This window comes from Youhaiella tibetensis (assembly GCF_008000755.1).
GTDB classification, from domain to species: Bacteria; Pseudomonadota; Alphaproteobacteria; order Rhizobiales; family Devosiaceae; genus Paradevosia; species Paradevosia tibetensis.
The window spans coordinates 806,995-828,105 of record NZ_CP041690.1 but is presented as its reverse complement, the minus strand read 5'-3'; the positions used below and the strand labels follow the sequence as shown (position 1 = coordinate 828,105).

General features: G+C 65.4%; 18 protein-coding genes and 1 tRNA gene. 12 read left to right on the top strand and 7 right to left on the bottom strand.

Annotated elements, in window-relative coordinates:
* Positions 1-2: 2 nt before the first annotated feature.
* Together pdeM and FNA67_RS04025 are read right to left on the bottom strand one after the other, a co-directional pair.
* Complete coding sequence (pdeM, locus tag FNA67_RS04030; RefSeq protein WP_170267202.1) at positions 3-722, bottom strand: ligase-associated DNA damage response endonuclease PdeM; 720 nt, start codon at positions 720-722, stop codon at positions 3-5.
* Positions 719-3,205: a ligase-associated DNA damage response DEXH box helicase gene (locus tag FNA67_RS04025; RefSeq protein ID WP_244616623.1), complete on the bottom strand. Its 2,487-nt coding sequence runs from the start codon at positions 3,203-3,205 to the stop codon at positions 719-721. The genes pdeM and FNA67_RS04025 overlap by 4 nt, the downstream gene beginning before the upstream one ends.
* An 89-nt stretch (positions 3,206-3,294) precedes the next feature.
* Between FNA67_RS04025 and FNA67_RS04020 the strand changes: the two genes are divergently transcribed.
* The gene (locus tag FNA67_RS04020; protein WP_170267201.1) at positions 3,295-3,966 is read left to right on the top strand and encodes a nucleoside/nucleotide kinase family protein; all 672 of its coding nucleotides are present in this window, start codon (positions 3,295-3,297) and stop codon (positions 3,964-3,966) included.
* A gap of 3 nt (positions 3,967-3,969) precedes the next feature.
* Positions 3,970-5,313 (top strand): MATE family efflux transporter, encoded by a 1,344-nt coding sequence (locus FNA67_RS04015; RefSeq protein WP_147655155.1) that lies wholly within the window; start codon positions 3,970-3,972, stop codon positions 5,311-5,313.
* Positions 5,314-5,319: 6 nt separating this feature from the next.
* Here the strand turns inward: FNA67_RS04015 and FNA67_RS04010 are convergent, their stop codons facing one another.
* Positions 5,320-6,429, bottom strand: a complete 1,110-nt coding sequence (locus tag FNA67_RS04010) for a quinone-dependent dihydroorotate dehydrogenase (protein WP_053168203.1) — start codon at positions 6,427-6,429, stop codon at positions 5,320-5,322.
* Positions 6,426-6,779 (bottom strand): DUF952 domain-containing protein, encoded by a 354-nt coding sequence (locus tag FNA67_RS04005; protein ID WP_147655154.1) that lies wholly within the window; start codon positions 6,777-6,779, stop codon positions 6,426-6,428. The genes FNA67_RS04010 and FNA67_RS04005 overlap by 4 nt, the downstream gene beginning before the upstream one ends.
* Before the next feature lie 143 nt (positions 6,780-6,922).
* On the opposite strand from FNA67_RS04005, the gene FNA67_RS04000 reads away from it, so the two are divergent.
* Entirely contained in the window at positions 6,923-7,567 is a 645-nt protein-coding gene (locus tag FNA67_RS04000) for a S24 family peptidase (RefSeq protein ID WP_049707796.1), read from the top strand.
* A 6-nt stretch (positions 7,568-7,573) separates the two neighbouring features.
* Here FNA67_RS04000 and FNA67_RS03995 read toward each other — a convergent pair whose 3' ends face one another.
* Positions 7,574-7,984, bottom strand: coding sequence for a tellurite resistance TerB family protein (locus FNA67_RS03995; protein ID WP_147655153.1), 411 nt, complete (start codon positions 7,982-7,984; stop codon positions 7,574-7,576).
* 151 nt (positions 7,985-8,135) lie between these two features.
* Here FNA67_RS03995 and FNA67_RS03990 point away from each other — a divergent pair, with 151 nt between their 5' ends.
* On the top strand, positions 8,136-9,752 hold the full coding sequence (locus FNA67_RS03990) for a lysine--tRNA ligase (protein ID WP_147655152.1): 1,617 nt from the start codon (positions 8,136-8,138) through the stop codon (positions 9,750-9,752).
* Positions 9,753-9,855: 103 nt separating this feature from the next.
* On the opposite strand, the gene FNA67_RS03985 is transcribed toward FNA67_RS03990, so the two are convergent.
* Complete coding sequence (locus FNA67_RS03985; protein ID WP_049707793.1) at positions 9,856-10,671, bottom strand: transporter substrate-binding domain-containing protein; 816 nt, start codon at positions 10,669-10,671, stop codon at positions 9,856-9,858.
* A gap of 151 nt (positions 10,672-10,822) precedes the next feature.
* Here FNA67_RS03985 and FNA67_RS03980 point away from each other — a divergent pair, with 151 nt between their 5' ends.
* The 5 genes from FNA67_RS03980 to FNA67_RS03960 all read left to right on the top strand — a co-directional run bounded on the left by FNA67_RS03980 (position 10,823) and on the right by FNA67_RS03960 (position 16,838).
* A complete protein-coding gene (locus FNA67_RS03980; protein WP_147655151.1) occupies positions 10,823-12,667 on the top strand; it encodes a glycosyltransferase in 1,845 nt (614 codons plus the stop codon).
* 121 nt (positions 12,668-12,788) lie between these two features.
* Positions 12,789-13,508: a LuxR family transcriptional regulator gene (locus FNA67_RS03975; RefSeq protein ID WP_147655150.1), complete on the top strand. Its 720-nt coding sequence runs from the start codon at positions 12,789-12,791 to the stop codon at positions 13,506-13,508.
* A 180-nt stretch (positions 13,509-13,688) separates the two neighbouring features.
* Complete coding sequence (locus FNA67_RS03970; RefSeq protein ID WP_082202413.1) at positions 13,689-14,147, top strand: MarR family winged helix-turn-helix transcriptional regulator; 459 nt, start codon at positions 13,689-13,691, stop codon at positions 14,145-14,147.
* Positions 14,147-15,286: an HlyD family secretion protein gene (locus FNA67_RS03965; RefSeq protein WP_049707790.1), complete on the top strand. Its 1,140-nt coding sequence runs from the start codon at positions 14,147-14,149 to the stop codon at positions 15,284-15,286. Before FNA67_RS03970 ends, FNA67_RS03965 begins: the two co-directional genes overlap by 1 nt.
* A gap of 1 nt (position 15,287) precedes the next feature.
* Complete coding sequence (locus FNA67_RS03960; protein WP_049707789.1) at positions 15,288-16,838, top strand: MDR family MFS transporter; 1,551 nt, start codon at positions 15,288-15,290, stop codon at positions 16,836-16,838.
* A gap of 61 nt (positions 16,839-16,899) precedes the next feature.
* On the opposite strand, the gene FNA67_RS03955 is transcribed toward FNA67_RS03960, so the two are convergent.
* Positions 16,900-16,973: transfer RNA gene (locus tag FNA67_RS03955), tRNA-Gly, on the bottom strand.
* A 340-nt stretch (positions 16,974-17,313) separates the two neighbouring features.
* On the opposite strand from FNA67_RS03955, the gene FNA67_RS03950 reads away from it, so the two are divergent.
* From FNA67_RS03950 to FNA67_RS03940, 3 genes are all read left to right on the top strand, one after another.
* Positions 17,314-18,072, top strand: a complete 759-nt coding sequence (locus tag FNA67_RS03950) for an aminoglycoside adenylyltransferase domain-containing protein (RefSeq protein WP_147655149.1) — start codon at positions 17,314-17,316, stop codon at positions 18,070-18,072.
* A gap of 236 nt (positions 18,073-18,308) precedes the next feature.
* Complete coding sequence (locus FNA67_RS03945; protein ID WP_147655148.1) at positions 18,309-19,307, top strand: GlxA family transcriptional regulator; 999 nt, start codon at positions 18,309-18,311, stop codon at positions 19,305-19,307.
* Between the two features lie 53 nt (positions 19,308-19,360).
* Positions 19,361-21,097, top strand: a complete 1,737-nt coding sequence (locus tag FNA67_RS03940) for a putative bifunctional diguanylate cyclase/phosphodiesterase (RefSeq protein WP_147655147.1) — start codon at positions 19,361-19,363, stop codon at positions 21,095-21,097.
* The last annotated feature ends 14 nt before the right edge of the window (positions 21,098-21,111 follow it).

The following is a 21,111-nucleotide window of genomic DNA, read 5'->3' as shown; positions in this document are numbered from 1 at the left end:
GTCTACCCGTTGATGAGACGGCGCGGACTGACCGGATAGAGCCGGTCGCGGCCGAGCATGGTTACCTCAAGGGCCTCCCGGCGGAAGAGCCCGGCGAAGGCGGGGCCGAGAATGTTGATGCTGCCCGTGGTGGCCCCATAAGCCGGCAGCAGGAGGATACGCCCGTCATGCACGAAACAGGGACGGCGCACGGAGCGGCCGTTGATCATGACGCGAGCGGCGGGGTGGAGGTGGCCGGCGATGAGCCCGTTGGCGCCACGGACCGGCTCGTGGGTGAGAACGAGCCCCTGCCGTTCGAGCTGGGCAAGGCAAAGGCCGCCGAGGCCATGGGGCGAGGGATCGTGATTGCCCGAGAGCCAGAGCCAGGAAGCGCGTTGGGTCAGGTCGTGCAGGCGGGCGCGATCGGCGTCCAGCAGGGACCGGGTACCCTCGTCGCGATGGAAGCTGTCGCCGAGCGCGATGACGGTCTGCGCGCCGGTGCGCTCGAGATCGGCCTCGAGCCGGGCGAGGGTGACGCCGGTATCGTAGGGCGGCAGCAACTGGCCGGTGCGGGCGAAGGACGACATCTTTTCGAGGTGCAGATCGGCGACCAGCAGCGCGCGCTCGGCGCGCCAATAGGCAGCGCCCGAGGGCAGCAGTTCGAAGATGTGGCCACCAAAGCGCAAAAAGGCCGTTTCAGCCTCCTCGCGGTCGTCGGAGCGCAAGGCTCCCAAGCTCGTCACTTGCCCAAGGCCTCTTTCATCAATTCGTCGGCAGCTTCGGCCATGGCGCTTTCGCGACCCTCGCCGAAGATCGGCTCCTTACCGATGTCGAGCATTACCGGTACCGCGAGCGGCGAGATTCGGTCGAGGGGTTTGTGCACGATATGTTTCCTGATGCGCTTGAGGAAATGCCCCAGGCGCTCGATGTCGAGCAGGCCGCGCGCGGCGTCGTGCCGGGTGGCCTGGATGAGGATGTGATCGGGCTCGTGCTGGTAGAGCACGTCGTAGATGAGATCGGCCGACATGGTGATCTGCCGCCCGGTCTTCTCCTTGCCCGGATGCCGGCGTTCGATGAGCCCGGCGATGATGGCGCAATTGCGGAAGGTGCGCTTCATGAGGGCGGATTCGTCGAGCCAATCCTCGAGGTCCTCGCCCAGCATGTCCTCGGAAAAGAGTTCATCGAGCGACAGGCGGCCGGTGCGAACGAGCGCCGAGATATCGCCCAGGCCCCAGATGGCCAGCGCGTATTCGGAGGCGACGAAGCCGAGGGGACGGGCGCGGGCCCGCTCCAGGCGCCGGGTGAGCAGCATGCCCAGGGTCTGGTGCGCCAGGCGCCCCTCGAAAGGGTAGCAGACCATGTAGTTCTGCGCGCCGCGCGGGAAGGTCTCGACAAGCAGGTTTTCGCGGCCGGGCAGGATCGAGAAATCCCGCTGGAGGCGGAGCCAGTCGGCGGTCTGGTCGGGGAGGTTGGACCATTCGCCGGGCGTGGCGAGGATGCGGCGGACGCGCTCGGCGAGGTAGGTCGAGAGCGGGAACTTGCCGCCCATGTAGGAGGGGATCTTCGGGTCGCTCGAAAAGCTGCGCGAGACGTAGGCTTCGGTCTCGTGCATGCCCTCGAAGGCGACGACCTCGCCGCCGAACATGAAGGTGTCGCCAATGGTGAGGGTATCGAAGAAATACTCCTCCATCTCGCCGAGCACGCGCCCCATGCGGCCGACGGGACCGGTCGTGGCGCCCTTGCGCTGCCCCCTGCCCCGCACGAGGCGCACCTTGACCATGGGCTCCTCGATGATGGTGCCGACATTGAGCCGGTATTGCTGGACGACCTGCGGATTGGCGACGCGCCAGAGGCCATCGGGCGTGCGGCGCAGGCGCGCAAAACGCTCATAGGCGCGCAGGGCGTAGCCGCCGGTGGCGACGAAATCGACAATGCGATCGAACTTTTCGCGCGGCAGGTCGCGGTAGGGCCAGGCGCGGGTGATCTCGCCGAAGAGGTCGTCGGGATCGAGCGGGGCGGCGCAGGCCATGCCCAGGATGTGCTGGGCAAGGACGTCGTAGCCGCCGGCATGAGGGTCTTCGCTATCCTGGTGGTTCTCGTGCACCGCCTCGACCGCGGCCTCGCATTCGAGCACCTCGAAACGGTTGGAAGGCACGAGCAGGGCCTTGGAGGGCTCATCCATGCGGTGATTGGCGCGCCCGATGCGCTGGAGCATGCGCGAGGAGCCCTTGGGGGCGCCGACCTGGACGACGAGATCGACATCGCCCCAGTCGATGCCGAGATCGAGCGTGGAGGTGCAGACCACGGCCTGGAGCGCGCCGGCGACCATGGCGCTTTCGACCTTGCGGCGCTGCTCGACCGAAAGCGAGCCGTGGTGCAGGGCGATGGCGAGGCCATCCTCGTTGACCGACCAGAGCCACTGGAAGAGCATTTCGGCCTGGCTGCGGGTATTGACGAAGAGGAGCGTGGTGGTGTGCTCCTTAATGACCCGGTAGAGGTCCGGCACGGCATAGGCGGTCGAGTGACCGGCCCAGGGCACGCGCTCGTCGCTGCGCAGGATGGAGAGCTCGGGCCTTGCTCCGCCGGTGGTCACCAGCAGTTTCGCCGGGGCGTTGGGGACAGGGCGTGCAATCCACTCCCTGAGGGTTTCGGGCTGCTTGACGGTGGCGCTGAGCGCGGTGATGCGCAGGGCCGGGGCCAGGCGGGCAAGACGGGCGAGCCCGAGCGAAAGCAGCTCGCCGCGCTTGGAGGTGACAAGCGCGTGCAACTCGTCGAGGACGATGCGCCGGAGACTGCCGAAAAGCCGCTCGGCATCGCCGTGACTGAGGAGCAGGGCGAGCTGCTCGGGCGTGGTGAGCAGGATGTGGGGCGGATCGTAGCGCTGGCGCTGGCGGCGGCCGGCGGGGGTGTCGCCGGTGCGGGTCTCGACCTTGATGGGCAGGCCCATCTCCTCGATCGGATCGACGAGGTTGCGGTGGACGTCGACCGCCAGGGCCTTGAGGGGAGAGACATAGAGGGTGTGCAGCCCCTCCATGGGGTGGGCGATCAGGTCTTCGAGCGTGGGCAGGAAACCGGCCAGGGTCTTGCCGGCGCCGGTCGGGGCGATGAGTAGCGCCGAGGCGCCTTCGTTCCAGGCGTCGAGCACATCGAGCTGATGCCTGCGCGGGGCCCAGCCCTTGCTTTCGAACCAATTTGCGAGGACGGGCTGTAACGGCAAAAGCGGAATTCCGATGGCGGGGCGTGGCTTTATCTATCCCCCTTGTGGGGATGGCTGGGAAGAGGCTTATTCTGGCTGCCCAATGCGAGAACGTCGCCATGACCGAACCCGTTTCAGAAATTCTCACCCCGGATGCGGCGCGCCTGCAGCTCGCCGAGCGCGTGGAACTGCTGCGGCGCACCGAGAGGCGCATCGTCATCGGACTGGCGGGCGGGCCGGGCGTAGGCAAATCGACGCTGGCGGCCGAACTGGTGGCGACGCTCAACGAGGATGAGCCGGGGGCGGCCGCTCTCGTGCCGATGGACGGCTTTCACATGCGCCACTCCAAGCTCGAGCACCTGGGACTGGTGCGCGACAAGGGGGCGCCGCATACGTTCGAGGGCGCGGCGTTCGTGGCGTTTCTCGCCGAGCTCAGGACCGCCAAGGGGCCGGTGAGCGGGCCGGGCTATTCGCGCAAGATCGAGGACGTGGTGGACGACGCCTTCACCGTGCTGGCGGAAACGCAGGTGCTGGTGACGGAGGGCAACTACCTGCTGCTGGCCGAAGCGCCCTGGAACGGGGTGCGGCCGCTGCTCGACCTGGCGGTCTTCATCGACGTGCCGCGCGAGACGGTGCGCCGACGCCTGATGAAGCGCCATGCCGAAGAGGGGCTTTTTTCGGAAGAACGCAACCGCGAGCACATCGAGCGAGTGGACCTGGCCAACTACGATCTGGTATCCACGACGCGGTCGCGCGCCGACCTCGTCATCTCCCTCGATACCGATACCTGACACATGTCCTCACGACCGACCTACCCTTTCGACGTTCGCAGCGCGGACGTCTGGAAGATCGCGCTCCCTGCCTCGGTGGCCTTCATCACCGAGCCGATGGTGGGCATCGTCGATATCACGGTGATCGGGCGCCTCGGGGACCCGGCGCTGCTGGGCGGGCTGGTGCTGGGGGCGCTGGTCTTCGACTTCATCTTTTCGCTGGCCTATTTCCTGCGGCTGGGCACTGCCGGGCTGACGGCGCAGGCGATCGGGGCGCGGGACCCCCGCGACGGGCTGATGCACGCCGCCCGGGCGATCGCGCTTGCCGTCGTCATCGGGCTGGCCATGATCGTGCTGAGCGGAGCGCTGCTCTGGGTCGCGGTGCTGGCGCTCAAGCCCGATGCGGGCGTCGAGGCGGCGCTGGGGCAGTATTTCTACGTGCGCGTATGGTCGGCTCCGTTCTCGCTGGTGAACTACGCGCTGCTCGGCTGGTTCTATGGCCGCGCCGCGGCGCGGACCGGCATGATGCTGCAACTGCTCATCCACGGGCTCAACATCGCGCTGAGCATCGCCTTCGTCTACGGGCTGGGCTGGGGCGTGCCGGGCGCGGCGGCGGGTACGGTGGCGGGGCACGTGGTGGCCGCGATCGTGGGACTTTACCTCGTGGCGCGCCATTTCGGCGGGCTGCGGGCGACGCTGGCCAGGATCGTGCCGGCCGAACTGGTGGACCCGGTGGCGCTCAGGCGCATGTTCGGGCTGAGCCGGGACCTGATGATCCGCTCTGGCGCGCTGATGACGGCCTATGCCTATTTCGCCGCGCAGGGCTCGCGCGCCGGGGAGGTGACGCTTTCTTCCAACGCGATCCTGCTCAACGTGATGATGGTTTCGGCGTTCTTCCTCGACGGGTTGGCACAGGCATCCGAGCAATTGTGCGGCAAGGCCGTGGGCGCCAACTGGCGACCGGCCTTCGAGAAGGCAACGAACCTGTCATTGCTGGCGGGGATCGGGATTTCGACGGCGCTGGCGCTGGTGCTCTATTTCGCCGGCCCCACCATCATCGACCTGATGACGACCAGCGGGGAGGTGCGCGAGGCGGCGCGGCACTATCTCTGGCTCACCGCGCTCTGCGCCATCTCGGGCATGCCGGCCTTCGTCTATGACGGGATCCTGACCGGCTCCACGCTCAACGACGCCATGCGCAACGGCATGGTGCTGGCGCTGATCTTCTTCCTCGCCGCCGCCATCGTGCTGCAGCAGGCGATGGGCAATGCCGGGCTCTGGGTGGCGCTCAACCTCTTCTTCCTTTTCCGCGGCGCCATCTACTGGTGGTCGCTGGAACGGCGCAAGCCGGCGCTCTTTGCGGCCTAGCGGCGCCTAGAGCGAGAGCTTGCCGGCGGCCCAGTCGGCGCTGGTGCGGCCGGTGAGTTCGGAAATGCTGGTCTTGCCGGCCGAGCGGACGCCGGCGGCGAGGCCGCGCTTGAGCCGGTCGAGCATGTCGAAGCCGCCGAAGACCAGGGCGGAATAAAGCTGGACGGCATTGGCGCCCGCCTCGAACTTGGCGAGGGCCGTCTCGGGCGAATGGATGCCGCCGACCCCGATGATGGGGAGCGCGCCGACGCGCTGGCGCATCTGGGCGAGGCGACGGGTGGCCAGGTTGAAGAGCGGCTTGCCGGAGAGCCCGCCGGTTTCGGTGGCGTTGGTCATGTTGGCGACCGTCTCGCGCCCGATGGTGGTGTTGGAGACGATGAGGCCATCCAGATCGGTGGCGAGGACGGTGCGGGCAATGGCGTCCATGGCCTTCTCGTCGAGATCGGGGGCGATCTTGAGGAAGACCGGGACACGGACGGAGGCCTTCGAGCGCGCCTTGAGCACGGCATCGAGCAGCCGGGCCAGCGCTTCCTCGGCCTGCAGGTTGCGCAGGCCGGGCGTGTTGGGCGAGGAGATGTTGACGGTGAGGTAGTCGGCAACGGCCGAGAAGCGATCGACGCCCAGGACGTAATCGGCCACGAAATCCTCGGAATCCTTGTTGGCCCCGATATTGACGCCGAGGATGGCGCCGACATGGGCGCCCTTGAGGCGGGCAAAGACGGCCTCGTGCCCCTCGTTGTTAAAGCCCATGCGGTTGATGACGCCCTCGGCCTCGGGGACGCGGAAGAGCCGTGGCTTGGGATTGCCCGACTGCGGGCGCGGCGTGACGGTGCCGACCTCGACCATGCCGAAGCCGACACGGGCCAGCGGCTTGGGGACTTCCCCGTTCTTGTCGAAGCCTGCGGCCATGCCGACCGGATTGGCCAGGTCGAGACCGCATAGCGTCGTGCGCAGTTCCCTGGGATCGGCATAGTCCTGCTCGGGCGCCAGGCCCATGCGCAGGGCGGTGATGGTGGCGCCGTGGGCGGTCTCGGGATCCATCTTGAGCAGCGTGTCGCGACCGAGATTGGCGACCAGCGGGATGCGCAGGAGCGGTGAAAGGCGCGAGAAGATCATTGTACGCCCTCCGGCAGGGCGCAGGAGCCATCGGCGGCCACCGCGATCGGGGCGGTCCACTCGACCGCGCCCAGGGGCATGGGGGCGTAGAGGTGGGGGAAGAGGGCGCCGCCGCGCGACACCTCCCACCTGAGGTCGGCCGCGACATCGGCGGTGCGCACCGCGATGAGGACGAGATCGTCCTGACCGGCGAAATGCCTGGCGAGGGTCTCGGCCAGTTGTCCGGCGGTCGAGAAGTGGATGTAGCCATCCTGGAAGTCGATGGGCATGCCCTCGAAGCGGCCGGTGGGGGTGGCGGCCTCGTAGGCGGAACGGGTCGAGATTTTGTAGATCAGCGCGGGGTCGGTCATGGCGCGCGAAAGCTAGTCAAAGCGGGGTGCCACCGCAAGGCTGTGGAGCGAGAGAGGGCACACTTTACAGGGGGGGAGGCAGGGTCTAGAAATGGGACTATCTTCCCAATTGGGATAATTCTCCTAAGTCAAGGCCGACGACCATGCTCTCGCACCGGGCAATCTGGGATGGCATCGATGGAGTCGCCAAGCGTCACGGCTTGAGCGTTTCCGCGCTGGCCAAGCTTGCCGGGCTCGATCCGACGGCGTTCAACCCGTCCAAGCGCGTGAGCAAGGACGGGCGCGAGCGCTGGCCCTCGACCGAAAGCATCTCCAAGATCCTGGAGGCGACGGGAGAGGGTTTCGAGACGTTCCTGTCGGGGACGGGCGCCTTCCTGCAACCGGATGCGGGCGCCCTCGTGCCGGTGCGCTCGGTGCCGCTACTGGGGCTGGCGCAGGCGGGCGCGGGCGGCTTTTTCGACAGCGCCGGCTTTCCGGCCGGACAGGGCTGGGACGAAGTGCGCCTGCCCTCCCAGGAAGAAGGCGCCTATGCGCTCGAGGTGCATGGGGATTCCATGCTGCCGCTCTACCGGGACGGAGACATCATCGTGGTCTCGCCCAATGCGCAGCTGCGCCGCGGCGACCGCGTGGTGGTGCGCACACGGGACGGCGAGGTGATGGTCAAGCTGCTCCAGCGCCAGACGCCCAAGGTGCTCGAACTGCACTCGGTCAACCCGGACCACCCCAACCGCACGCTCGACATGGGAGACGTGGAATGGGTGGCGCGGATCGTGTGGGCGAGCCAGTAACGGGCGTCAGTGGGCGCGGCGGTAGCGGGCGCGGGCCGATGCCTCGATGGCGGCGGTGGTCAGGCGATCGATCTCGAGCCGGTCGCGGACCATTTCGAGATAGCGCAGCTCTTCCTGTTCGAGCCTGAGGTCGGAGGCGGCGATTTCGACAGCCAGCGCATAGGCGGTATCCTGGAGGCGGTGCGGAATGGCGGCCACGGCGGCATCGAGCACGCCGTCGAGCCCCTGCGGGCCGTTCAGGGTATCCACGCAAGAATTGGCGACCTCTTCGAGCCGCTCGGTATCGAAGCCGGCGAACACCGGCAGACGCAGGATCTGATCCTCGATGCGCTGCAGCTCCACCTCGCTCATGGCGGTATCGGACCAGGCCGAAACGATCATCAGATAGATCAGGGCGTCTTGGGTGGAGAGGGCCATTTGAGCTTTCCTAGAAGAGGGTTGAGGCGATAACTAAGAAGACGCCACGGAAATGACAAGCGCGGCGGCCAGCCTGACGCGGCATTGACGCCACGATGCGTCTGGTGCAACACACCTTTCTTCTCGCACAAACCAACGAAGGTTCACCACCTTGCCGCCCGCCCCGCTCCCAGAACTCGACCCCGCGTTGTACGACGCTGCCCAGAACGCCCGTGCCTGGCCGTTCGAGGAAGCGCGCAAACTGGTGGCGCGGATCGAGAAATCGGGGAAGACGGAGGTGCTGTTCGAGACCGGCTATGGTCCCTCGGGCCTGCCCCATATCGGCACGTTCGGCGAAGTGGCCCGCACCACCATGGTGCGCACGGCCTTCCGCCTGCTGACGCGCGACCAGATCAAGACGCGGCTGCTGTGCTTCTCGGACGACATGGACGGGATGCGCAAGATCCCGGAGAACGTGCCGAGCCGCGCGTTCCTCGAGCCTTACCTGCAGATGCCGCTGACCTCGGTCCCCGATCCCTGGACCAACGAGTATGCGAGCTTCGGCGAGCATAACAATGCGATGCTGCGCCGGTTCCTGGATACGTTCGGGTTCAACTACGAATTCGCCAGCGCCACCGAATACTACAAGTCCGGCAAGTTCGACGAAGTGCTGCTGCGCGCCGCCGAACGCTATGACGACATCATGGGCGTGATGCTGCCGACGCTGGGCGCGGAGCGCCAGGAGACCTATTCGATCTTCCTGCCGATCTCGCCGATCAGCGGGCGGGTGCTCTACGTGCCGATGAAGGAAGTGGACGCCAAGGCGGGCACGGTGACGTTTGTGGGCGAAGACGGCCGCGACACCACGGTGCCGGTGACGGGCGGACATGTGAAGCTGCAGTGGAAGCCGGACTTCGGCATGCGCTGGGCCGCACTCGGGGTCGACTTCGAGATGTTCGGCAAGGACCACCAGACCAATGCGCCGATCTACGACCGCATCTGCGAGATCCTGGGCGGGAAGGCGCCGGAGCACTACGTCTACGAGCTCTTCCTCGACGACCAGGGCCAGAAGATTTCCAAGTCCAAGGGCAACGGCCTGACGATCGACGAGTGGCTGACCTATGCCTCCCCGGAGAGCCTGGGGCTGTTCATGTTCCAGAAGCCGCGCACGGCAAAGCGGCTCTATTTCGATGTCATCCCGCGCGCGGTGGACGACTATTTCGCGTTCGTGTCGTCCTACCAGAAGCAGGACGAGGCCGCGCGGCTGGAAAACCCGGCCTATCACGTGCATTTCGGCCACCCGCCGGCGGCCGAGATGCCGGTGACGTTCTCGCTGCTGATGAACCTGGTGTCCGCCGCCAATGCCGAGGACCCGTCGGTGCTCTGGGGGTTCATCTCGCGCTATGTCGAGGGCGCGACGCCCCAGACGCATCCGGCGCTCGACCAGCTGGCGACCTATGCGGTCCGCTACTTCAACGACTTCGTCAAGCCGACCAAGGTGTTCCGCGAGCCGACCGACAAGGAGCGCGCCGCGCTCCAGGACCTGGCCGACGGACTGGCGCCGATGGAAGGCTCGACCGATGCCGAGGCATTGCAGAACCTCGTCTACGAAGTGGGCAAGAACCATCAGTTCGAGCCGCTGCGCGACTGGTTCACCGCGATCTACCAGGTGCTGCTCGGCGCAGACCAGGGGCCGCGCTTCGGCTCGTTCATCGCGCTCTACGGCGTGGCCGAGACGCGCCGGCTGATCGCCGACGCCCTGGCCGGCAAGCTGGTCAAGGCCGCCTGACGGGGCGCATATCCCCGTTATTCACACAATTCACAGGCAGGCGCCGGGGAAAACCCGGCGCCTTCTTTGTGGCTGTTTGCGCTCGCGAAATCGTTACAGACGGTCAGTAGAAGCTGACCGGGAACCACCTGAGGTAGTACTCGTCGAGCTTGCCGTCGCGGTTGAGGCGCACCAGGGCGTAATCGATGGCCCTGCGCACGGCGTCGTGCCCTGCGGGCTGGGCGATGGCCAGCCCCTCCCCGAACAGGTCCGGCCGGAAGTAGGGCTCGCCGGCGAAACTGCAGCAGCCATCGTTCTGGTTGAGCCAGAACGAGGCGCGCATCGCGTCACCGAAAAACGCGTCGGCCTTGCCCTCGCGCACCGCCTCGAGCGCGAGCGTCTCGCTGTCGAACTCGGCCGGGGTGGCGGTGGGGAGGTAGCGCTTCACGAACTCCTCATGGGCCGATCCCTTGCGGACGGCGACGCTCTTGCCGGCAAGCGTCGCCGGCTCGAAGTTCGTCGCGGCGGCGCGCGGGGTCACGAACCGTCCGGGCAGCATGAGGTAGATCGAGGAGAAATCGAATTCCTCGCCGGTCTCGGGCGTCAGGGCCAAGCCGGCAATGAGCGCATCGCCCTGGTTGTCGGCCAGCGCCTTGGCGGCCTGATCCCACGGCCAGGACTGGATGGTGCAGGCAACGTTGAGTTCGGCGCAGATGCCGCGCGCCAGATCGATATTGAAGCCGACCAGCTGGCCGTTCTTGTCGCGATAGTTGAAGGGCGGGAAATCGGCGGTGGTGAGGAAGCGGATCGCCGGCACGGCCGAAAGGTTGGGGACGATGTCGCGCGCCTGGGGATCGGCATGATTGGGCAGCGTCTGGCCTGAGGCCATCGACACGGTGAGGGCCAGCACGGCGGCGGTGAGGATCGACAGGATTCGCATGCGCCCTAGGACTTTATCGGTTGCCGTCGAGAGTGCACGGCTTATCGCCCAATTCGCGCCGAAAGGCGAGAGCGGGCGGGCCGCACCCTGTGACTTATGCCAAGTTCGCGCCTCCCCGGCCTGGGCTAGAGTGGGCCCTGGAGGTCGACGCATGGCAGAGCTGGCCGAACTACTGGCCCATGTCACCGGCAGGACGCACGAGCAGGGCGAGCGCATCGCCGCGGCAGCGCGGGCGCTCGGCGTCGACCCGCTCGAGTTCTGCGCGCAGCGCTTCGGGCTGGGGACACGTCTCACCTGGGAGCGCGCCGCGCACTGGGCGGGGTTGGCCTTTTCGCCGGAATGCCCGGCATCGGTGCTGGTGGCGGAGACACCCAGCCGGCTCGATGCGCTGGCCGAAGTGCGCACCTGCCGCGCCCGGGTCTTCGACCGCGAGATCGTGATGGCGGCGCCGAGCGCGGGGCAGTTCGTGTCGCTGCGGGCGAGCCTGGGGCGCAAGCCGGAACTGGTGCACACGATGTGCGTCGTCCCGCCCCCGGCGCTGCGCGCGGCGCTGGCGGGGCACCATGCCGAAGCGCTGATGGACGAAGCGCGCCAGCGCCTCGCGCGCCGGTGGCCGGGATCGGCGGCGGACCTCGACGTGACGCTGACGGCACGACTGGCGTTCCTCGCCGCCACGCTTGCGATCCTGGTGATGGTGCTGGCGGCGCCCTTCGTGCTGCGCCCCCTGCTCTTTCCGCTGACGGCGCTGCTGCTGGTGGTGCCCGGCGTGCTGCGCCTGGCGGCAGGATTGCCCGGGGCGGTGGCGCCGCCACTGGAGACAGCGACACGCCTGGCGGATGGGGAGCTGCCGGTCTATTCGGTGCTGATCCCCCTGCGCAACGAGGCCTCGATGGTGCCTTCGCTGGTGCGCGCGATGCGGGCGCTCGACTATCCGGCCGAAAAGCTCGACGTCAAATTCGTGGTCGAGGCGCGCAGCCCGGCGACGATAGAGGCGGTGACGCGCGAACTCGGCGACCCGCGGTTCGAGCTGGTCGCCGTGCCCGACGAACGCCCCCGCACCAAGCCCAAGGCCATCAACTACGCCCTGCCCTTCGTGCGGGGCGAGCACGTGGTGGTGTTCGATGCCGAGGATATTCCCGAGCCGGGGCAATTGCGGCTGGCGGCGAGCCTTTTCGCCGCGCATCCGGAGATCGATTGCCTCCAGGCCGAACTGCTGGTGGACAACGCCGACGAGAACTGGCTGACGGCCATGTTCGCGGCCGAATATGCTGGCCAGTTCGGCCTGATGATGCCGGCGCTCTCGCACTGGCGGCTGCCAATGCCGCTGGGCGGGACCAGCAACCATTTCAGCACCAGGGCGCTGCGCGAGCTGGGGGGATGGGACGCTTTCAACGTCACCGAGGACGCGGACCTCGGGGTGCGCCTTTCACGCCTGCGCTACCGGGCGGCGACCTTCGCCTCGCACACGGGCGAAGAGGCGCCGATCACGCTCGGGGCCTGGATGGCGCAGCGCACGCGCTGGATGAAGGGCTGGATGCAGACCTTCATCGTCCACTCGCGCCATCCGCTGGCGTTCATCCGCGATGCCGGCTGGCGCAGTTTCCTCGCCTTCGAAATCTATGTGGGGAGCCTCATCGTCTCGGCGCTGCTGCATACGGCGTTCCTCGCCATCGTCTGCCTGCGCCTGGCGATGGGCGCGCCGGTGTTCGGCGAGCAGTTCGACATCTGGGGGGCGGTTAGCGTGGCGGCGCTGCTGACCGGCTATGGCGGGGCGCTGTTCCTGATGAGCGCAGGGGTGGCGCGCCTGGGCCGGTGGCATCACCTGCTGCTGGTGCCGACCCTGCCAATCTACTGGATCCTGCATTCGGCGGCGACGCTGCGCGCGGCCCATGAACTGGTTGTGCGCCCGTTCTTCTGGGCCAAAACCGAGCACGGACGCACCCGCGTAGAACGACAGAATGCGCAACTTGCAATGGAGAGCGCCCCCAAGCACTAATTTGCTTAAAGTGCAAATGGGATTTTTCCCCATTCTCATAGGTAGTGTTCCGGAATACTTTTTTCTTCGCCGTCTTTGGAGCAGATGGCGTTTGTTAATTTAAGAATAAGTGGGGGTTCCTATGGACGAGAGCGTCATGGCCGCCGCGATGGCCATACAATCGAGCAACAGCCTTCAGGTCATCTCGGAGATTGCCGAAAAGTTCGCGCAACGCCACGAAGTGGATAAATTCGCGGTCGCCTACGTCAAGCAGGACGGGATGGAGGCAACCGAGTTCGTGCCGCTCTCCAATATCTCGACCGAGTTCCTGGCCCATTACGCCGAACGCGACTACTTCCTGCTCGATCCGCTGGCGCAATATTGCCTGCGCACGACGACGCCCTTCATCTGGGAAGAAACGCTGGCCCTGCGCGACCAGACACCGATCGTCAGGCGCATCTATTCGGAAGCCGCCGAGTTCGGAATGCCCAATGGCATGACCATGCCCGTGCGCGGGTTCGAGGGGCTGCGGGGCAGCGTGACCTTTGCGGGGGAGCGCTCCAAGTTCGGCGCCAAGGAAAAGGTGGAACTGGAAATCCTCGGGCTCGTGCTGCATGCGCGGGTGGGCGAGTTGTGTCACGACATCATGACCAGGGCCCAGACGCTGCGGCTGACCGAGCGCGAGCAGGAAACGCTCAGATGGGCGGCACTGGGCAAGACGTCGGACGATATCGCCGACATCCTGGGGCTCACCAAGCGCACGGTGGACCAGCATTTCGAGAACGCGGCGCGCAAGCTGGGGACGGTCAACCGCGTCCAGACGGTGGTCAAGGCCTTCCGGCACAACCTGATCACGCTCTAGCCGGAAAGCCCATCCAGCGGCACCGAAGGGTGCTGATTTCACGGCATTTCAGTGTTCAAGAGGGCGTTAACCAATGCACTGAGTGCATAGGAATGGCGTCATCCATGCGTCGAAGTTCGTTGATTTAGTAAGTGCACTTATTATATGTGCGCTTATTAATCAGAGATCGGCTCCTCGCAAATGCCCGGAACGTCCACCTACGCCCCGTTGGGTTACCTGCTCCACGACGTCGCGCGCCTCATGCGCCGCCGGTTCGACGAGCATGCCCGCAACCACCAGCTCACCCTGCCGCAATGGCGGGCGCTGGCGCAGCTGGCCCACAGCGACAGCCTTTCGCAGGTGACGCTGGCCGGACTGGTCGAGGCCGATCCCATGACCCTGAGCGGCATCATTGACCGCATGGAAGCAAAGAACCTGGTCGAGCGCGTGCCCGACCCGGACGACAATCGCGCCAAGCTCATCCGCCTCACGCCCGAGGGCCGCGCCCTGGTCGAACAGATGAAAGAGCTTGCCGGCCCCATCCGCGACCGCGCCATGGCCGGCATAAGCGACCAAGACATTGAAGCGACCATCCGGACCCTGAGCCGGATCCGCGAAAACCTGAACTCCCAGCCCGTGCCTGTGAAGGAAATGCAATAATGAACGCCCGTGTTGAAACGCCCAAGCCCGGCGAAGCCGAACCGGTGACCAATCCCGCACAGGCCGCCGCCGCGACCGCTGCCCCTGCCGCTACTCCCGCTGCCCCGCCGGCCAAGCCCAAGAACAAGGGCCGCCGGTATCTGCTCATGTTCGGCCTGCCGGTGATCCTGGCGGTCGGCGGTGGCTATTTCTACCTGACCGGCGGCCGCTACATCGACACGGACAATGCCTATGTGCAGCAGTCCAAGGTGTCGATCTCGCCCGATATCGCGGGCCGCGTCGTTTCGGTGTCGGTGCACGAAAACCAGGCGGTCAAGGCGGGCGACACGCTCTTCAAGCTCGATCCCGAACCCTTCCAGATCGCGCTCGACCAGGCCAATGCGGCCCTGGCCTCGGCCCGCGTCAATGTCGAGCAGCTGCGCGTCGCCTATGGCACGGCGCAGGCCAAGCTCGCCTCGGCCCAGGCAACCCTCGAGATCCGCCAGCGCGAACTGGACCGCCAGAGCAGCCTGGCCGGCAAGGGCGTTTCGACCGCCGCAACGGTCGATGACACCACCCTCGCCTTCCAGACGGCGCAGTCGGCGGTGACCCTGGCCCAGCAGGAAGTGGCCAATGCCACCGCAGCGCTCGGGGGCGATCCGGAAATCAAGACCGAAGACCACCCGGCCGTGCGCACCGCGCTCGCCGCCAAGGAAAATGCCGAGCGCAACCTCGCCAAGACCACGGTCGTGGCGCCGGCCAACGGCATCGTGAGCCAGGTGGCCAGCCTCAATGTCGGCCAGTTCGTGGGCGCCGGCACCACCATCGCCAGCCTGGTCGAGACCGGCGACACGTGGGTCCAGGCCAATTTCAAGGAAACCCAGCTCGCCGACCTCATCGCCGGACAGCCGGCCGAGATCACGGTGGACGCCTATCCGGGCCTCAAGCTCAAGGGCCACGTGGACAGCATCGGGGCCGCCACCGGCGCCGAATTTGCGCTGATCCCGGCCCAGAACGCCACGGGCAACTGGATCAAGGTGGTGCAGCGCATCCCGGTCAAGATCCGCGTGGACGAGGATTCGGCCGACGTGCTGCGCACCGGCATGAGCGCGGTAGTGGCCGTGGATACCGGCAAGTCAACCCTGGACAAGATGCTCTAAAATGGCACGCGCTCCGGCAGCACCCGAGCACTTGAGCCCCCCGACGCTCGTCGTCCGGAACAAGGCCATGCTCACCGTCGCGATCATGCTCGCGACGGTCATGCAGGTGCTCGACACCACCATCGCCAATGTCGCCCTGCCGCACATGGCGGCCAGCCTCAATGCGGCCCAGGACGAGATCAACTGGGTCCTCACCTCCTATATCGTGGCGGCGGCGATCGCCACGCCGCTCACCGGCTGGTTCTCGGACCGGCTGGGGCGCAAGAACGTGATGATCATCGCCATCGTGGGCTTCACGGTGGCCTCGCTACTCTGCGGGGTGGCGACCAGCCTGCCGCAGATGGTGGCGTTCCGCGTGATGCAGGGTATCTGCGGCGCCGTGATCGCGCCGCTGGCGCAATCGATCATGCTCGACATCAACCCGCGCGAAAAGCTCGGGCAGGCCATGGCCATCTATGGCGCCGGCATCATGGTGGGGCCGATCATCGGGCCGACCCTGGGCGGGTGGCTGACGGAGAGCTTCAACTGGCGCGCCGTGTTCCTGGTGAACCTGCCGGTCGGCATCGTCGCCGCCCTGGCCATGATCGTGTTCATGCCCAAGAGCGACACCAAGGACCGCCCGTTCGACTTCTTCGGCTTCGCCATGCTGGGCATCGCGGTAGGCGCGCTCCAGCTCCTGCTCGACCGCGGGCAGCAGGTGGACTGGTTCAACTCGATCGAGACCTGGATCTATGTGGGCCTGGCCATCTCGGGCGTGTGGGTGTTCATCGTCCACTGCGCCACGGCCGAAAAGCCGTTCATCGACCTGGCGATGTTCAAGGACCGCAACTTCTCGATGGGGCTGGTCTTCATCTTCATCGTGGGCATCACGCTGTTCTCGGGCCTGGCGCTGCTGCCCCCGCTGCTGCAGAACCTGATGGGCTATCCGGTGATCGACACGGGCCTGATCATGGCGCCGCGCGGCTTCGGCACCATGTTCTCGATGATCCTGGTGGGCCGGCTGGTGTCGCGGGTCGATCCGCGCCTGCTCGTGCTCTCGGGCACGCTGCTGATGGCCGGCTCGCTCTACTGGATGACGGGCTTCGACATCTCCATGGGCACCGGCCCCATCATCTGGAGCGGCGTGCTGCAGGGCGTGGGCATGGGCCTGGTGTTCGTGCCGCTGACGACGCTGACATTCGTGACCACCAAGCCGGAACACCGGCTGGACGCCACCTCGATGTTCTCGCTGGTGCGCAACGTGGGCTCGGGCGTGGGCATCTCGGTGGTGACCACGGTGCTGGCGCAGATGAACCAGGTGAACCATGCCGAGCTGGCCGAGCGCATCTCGCTCAACTCCCAGCCGGTGCGGGACCTGCTGAGCGTGCCGAGCACGCCGGGGCTGATGAAGTCGATCCTCAACAGCCTGGTCAGCCAGCAATCGGCGATGCTGGCCTATCTCGACGACTTCCAGCTGATGCTCTGGATCACGCTGGCGTCGATCCCGATCATCTTCCTGCTGCGCCGGCCCAAGGCGCAGGTGAAGGTCGATCCGACCCACATCTCCGAATAAGCCTTCAAGGGGCGGTTGCTACGGCAGCCGCCCTTTTTGCATGCGCTTGGGAAAGAAGAGATGGAGCGGGTGAAGGGAATCGAACCCTCGTATTCAGCTTGGGAAGCTGCTGCTCTACCATTGAGCTACACCCGCGACGCGCTTCTTTTGCTGGAAAAGGGCGATGGCGTCAAGATCGTGGGAGGGGGTATGGGCGGAATGGGAGTTGGGCGCGGAAAGTCGCTGCCAGCGGGCTAGATAGTTGCAGGTCGGACCGTTTGAGGTGCTTGGTCAGTTCCGCAGCCTGGCGGCGTTCAGGTCGCAACATCTCCACATTGGTCTACTGCGCGCCGATCTCCGATGACCGGTTTCGACCCCATTTCGGCCATTCCCTACCACTCCGAACTCCGCCGCAAGCGGACGTTGATCTTCAGCGGCCAAGCGGTCAGCTTAGGGAACGTCTACCCTGCCTGAACGCCAGAACTGGACCTTTCAAATGCTCAAAGAAGCGGAGACCGTGAGTTCGATCGCGTCTCAAATCTTTGGACAAGACCTGGTTGGTGTCTATCTATATGGATCAGGTGCCTCGGGCGCATTGAAGCCATTAAGCGACATCGACCTTTTGGTCGTCGTCGAACGTCCAATGTTTGCTGAAACACGGCTAAGTCTCGCGGCATCGTTGCTCCGGACATCGGGCCGCTACCCAAACCTGCCCGGTGAACCACGGTGCCTTGAGCTCTCCGTTGTCCTCAAGTCTGAGCTTGCGGAGCCGAGCTATCCGGGGCGATGCGAGTTTCTATACGGGGAGTGGTTGCGCGCTGACTTCGAGCGGGGACTCGTTCCTGAGCCATTTTTGGATCCTGGTGTGACCCTGATGCTCGCTCAGGCTCGGCTAGAGTCCGTGGCGATAAAAGGCCCCGAACTGTCAGACGTCCTAACTCCAATTCCAGCCCAACACGTTCGCGGAGCGATGCGGGACGCCATTCCCTCTTTGGTAAGCGGTTTACAGGGCGATGAACGAAACGTCCTGCTCACGCTGGCTCGGATGTGGCGGACTGCTGCAACTGGGGAGTTCGTCAGTAAGGACGCGGCCGTTAGCTGGGTGGCCCCACTCGTGCCGATTGAAATCGGCGAGACTCTAGGTGTCGCGGCGGAAGCCTACTTGGGCAAGGCAGTAGATGATTGGTCTGCTCGCGCAGTGGAAGCACAGAAAGCATCGGACCACCTCGAAGGAAAGCTGTTGGACCTGCTATAACCAAGTCTGCTTCTTACAGCCAATCCTCCAAAAGCCGACAGTCCGCAACCCACCCCCGAAGCGGACATTCGTCAGGGAGAGAACAGGGCCGCTCTTGCTATGCTCAGCCGGCCGGCGCACCGTCTGATCTACGTTGACACTCGATCCTGGCTGAGCCCCTCGCGGACGAGCGGTGGACATTGGCGGCAAGCTTGCTGCTGACTGCATTCCCCTATGCCCCTACCGGAGGGTCACACATGCAGATCGTCATCTTCGCGCCAAAGAGCGTTCACTCCTTGGAACTGGCCGGGCTGATGGACGTGTTCGCGGAGGCGAATACCCGTGTCGGTGAGATCTTTTACGAGGTGGCGATAGCTGCCGAGGACGACCAACCCATCGTTTGCGGCTCAGGATTGCGCATCGTTCCCGATGTATCTTATTTGGCCGTCACGGACAGTCCTGACACTTTTCTCGCCGCTGGGAGTGTTGGCGTCCCCGCGGCTCCGCCGAGGGAAATCACCGACTGGATCGTCCGCATCGCCGCGCACACTCGTCGCCACGGCTCGGTCTGCACCGGGGCCTTCCTGCTTGGCGAAGGTGGGCTCCTGGACGGTCACCGCGTAGCCACGCACTGGCAGTATGCGTCTCTTCTGGCCGAACGTTTTCCTAATGCGACGGTCGACGGCAACCGCGTGTTCGTTCGGGAGGGGGCGCTTATCACTTCCGCCGGGTCGAGTGCGGCGATCGACCTTGGGCTTTCGCTCGTAGAAGAGGATCTCGGCCGCGAGGTGTCACTCCATGTCGCCCGACGTCTCGTGGTGTTCTTGAAGAGGCCCGGGGACCAATCGCAGTTCAGCGTACATCTGGCAGCGCAAGCCGTTAAGCGGAGCAGGCTCTACGATGTGCAGCAGCACATCCTCAATCAGCCGGCCGCTGATCTTTCCGTCAACGCACTGGCCAAGATCGCCGCCATGAGTCCCCGAAATTTCACGCGGGTGTTTACTCGCGAAGTTGGACTTCCACCCTCCGCCTATGTCGACCAGTCGCGGGTCGACGTCGCCCGCTCCCTGCTCGAAGGAAGCCGGCTATCAATCGAAGCAGTGGCCGCCAAGAGTGGCTTCGGTTCGCCGCGGGCGATGCGCCGTGCCTTCCTGACCCACATGGGGACAACGCCCAAGCAGTATCGAGACCGCTTCCGGACTTCAGGCGATGGAGCGCGGGCAAGTTTGTCCGATAACGGACGACGGTTGTCTTGAAACGGCCCTCTGCGTGAGTTGCGGCATGTCACTATCCGCGCCATTGCTTGGCGATGAAAGACTTCAAGGGACAGCCGACGACGCCTAACTCTGCGAGTGGTGATCACTCCACGATTGGCGCCTACGAGCTGGGCGCAGACGCTGAGCTTCACCCGATCCTACCCGGCGTGATCGAGGCCCTGTCCGACGGTATTGCGATTGCCCGGATTGTGGGAACAAGCGGCCCGCTCCTCTATGTGAACAGCGCCTTCGAGCGGCTCACGGGTTACGAGCGCGACGAGGTGATCGGGAAAGATTGTCGGTACTTGCAGGGCAATGAGCGCGACCAGGCTGAGGTGGTGCGGATACGGGAGGCCATCAAGTGCGCCGAGCCGGTGGACGTCACCCTGCGCAATTACCGGAGGGATGGGTCGCTGTTCTGGAACGCTCTCAGCCTGAGGCCGATTTCGGTCGGCGGGGAACTCTTCTATTTCGGGATCCTCCGCGATGTGTCGGCGATCAGGGAAACCGAAATTGCACTCGAACGTGCCGCCAATGTGGACCAGTCGACCGGATGCCTCAACCGCCAGTCGTTCATGATCGCGGCGGAAGACCTTGTGGCGCGGCAAGTCGGACCTGTCCTGATCCTCAAGCTCGACGCCATCGGCTTCCACGACATCAATGCCGGCTACGGCTTCGATGTCGGAGACGCACTGCTGTTCGAAATCGGCCGCCGCCTCCGTACCACAGGGGCCGCTCTGGTTGCGCGGATGGGAGCAAACGAGTTCGCGCTGATGTTTGAAGGCGCCGATGAGACGAGCGGGTCAGTGCTGATCGAGCGTGTTGTCACTTCGCTGTCGCTCGACTTCATCGTTCCCGGTGCGAGTGTCCCTCTACGTTTCGCCATTGGTTATGCGGTCGGCGAACCCGGCACCAGCGCGGTGTCCCTTGTCCGCAGCGCCGGTGCCGCGCTGCAGGCTGCCAAGCTGGACCCGCTCAGTGGCCCCCGCCGCTTTCGCGAAACGGACGCGGAGGAGGCCCGCCGCAGGGTTCGCATGACCCATGAGTTGAAGGCCGCCCTCGACAATGATGAGATTGTCTATCACTTCCAGCCCCAGATCGATCTGACGACGGGCCGGTGTGTGGGCGCCGAAGCATTGGTCCGCTGGAACCATCCCCTGTTCGGCAGTCAACTGCCGGGCCGCTTCATTCACGCGGCCGAACAAACTGGCATGATCCTCAATCTTGGTGAACGTGGACTGGCCGCCGTTGCAGCCTTTGCCCGGTGCGTCAACGCGGGGCGTGATCGTCAGTTGCGGTTTTCCATCAACACCTCGGCTACCGAATTTTTGCACCGGGACATGGCGGAGGTTGTTGATCGAATCCTGGGAGAGAGCAGTGCAGACCCACGGTGGTTCACGCTGGAACTGACAGAGAGCATGTTGCTCAATGACACCCCCGGTGTGCTTGACGCATTCCGACGCCTGCGGCGTCTCGGCGTCGGTCTTTCTGTCGACGACTTCGGGACCGGATACTCGAGTCTGAGGCTTCTCGAGACGTTTCCGATGACTGAGATCAAGATCGACCGGAGCTTCGTCGGCGAACTCCCCTCGAGTGAATCAAAGATGGTCATTGTTCGGGCCGTCATCGACCTCGGCCGCGCGCTGGGTCTGACCGTCGTGGCAGAGGGCATCGAAACCGAGGCGCAGCGCGCACTGCTTGCCGAGATGGGTTGCCCCATCGGGCAAGGTTATTTGTTTGGCCGCCCCTGCGACGGCGAGAGCTTCGTGAAAAACCTCGGCTCGCAATGAGCACTAGTCTGGTG

Excerpts from the sequence above, each read along its gene's own strand:
- FNA67_RS04020 (WP_170267201.1), top strand. The coding sequence starts at position 3,295 with ATGACCGAACCCGTTTCAGAAATTCTCACCCCGGATGCGGCGCGCCTG.
- FNA67_RS04015 (WP_147655155.1), top strand. The coding sequence starts at position 3,970 with ATGTCCTCACGACCGACCTACCCTTTCGACGTTCGCAGCGCGGACGTC.
- FNA67_RS04010 (WP_053168203.1), bottom strand. The coding sequence starts at position 6,429 with ATGATCTTCTCGCGCCTTTCACCGCTCCTGCGCATCCCGCTGGTCGCC.
- FNA67_RS04005 (WP_147655154.1), bottom strand. The coding sequence starts at position 6,779 with ATGACCGACCCCGCGCTGATCTACAAAATCTCGACCCGTTCCGCCTAC.
- FNA67_RS04000 (WP_049707796.1), top strand. The coding sequence starts at position 6,923 with ATGCTCTCGCACCGGGCAATCTGGGATGGCATCGATGGAGTCGCCAAG.
- FNA67_RS03995 (WP_147655153.1), bottom strand. The coding sequence starts at position 7,984 with ATGGCCCTCTCCACCCAAGACGCCCTGATCTATCTGATGATCGTTTCG.
- FNA67_RS03985 (WP_049707793.1), bottom strand. The coding sequence starts at position 10,671 with ATGCGAATCCTGTCGATCCTCACCGCCGCCGTGCTGGCCCTCACCGTG.
- FNA67_RS03980 (WP_147655151.1), top strand. The coding sequence starts at position 10,823 with ATGGCAGAGCTGGCCGAACTACTGGCCCATGTCACCGGCAGGACGCAC.
- FNA67_RS03975 (WP_147655150.1), top strand. The coding sequence starts at position 12,789 with ATGGACGAGAGCGTCATGGCCGCCGCGATGGCCATACAATCGAGCAAC.
- FNA67_RS03970 (WP_082202413.1), top strand. The coding sequence starts at position 13,689 with ATGCCCGGAACGTCCACCTACGCCCCGTTGGGTTACCTGCTCCACGAC.
- FNA67_RS03965 (WP_049707790.1), top strand. The coding sequence starts at position 14,147 with ATGAACGCCCGTGTTGAAACGCCCAAGCCCGGCGAAGCCGAACCGGTG.
- FNA67_RS03960 (WP_049707789.1), top strand. The coding sequence starts at position 15,288 with ATGGCACGCGCTCCGGCAGCACCCGAGCACTTGAGCCCCCCGACGCTC.
- FNA67_RS03950 (WP_147655149.1), top strand. The coding sequence starts at position 17,314 with ATGCTCAAAGAAGCGGAGACCGTGAGTTCGATCGCGTCTCAAATCTTT.
- FNA67_RS03945 (WP_147655148.1), top strand. The coding sequence starts at position 18,309 with ATGCAGATCGTCATCTTCGCGCCAAAGAGCGTTCACTCCTTGGAACTG.
- FNA67_RS03940 (WP_147655147.1), top strand. The coding sequence starts at position 19,361 with ATGAAAGACTTCAAGGGACAGCCGACGACGCCTAACTCTGCGAGTGGT.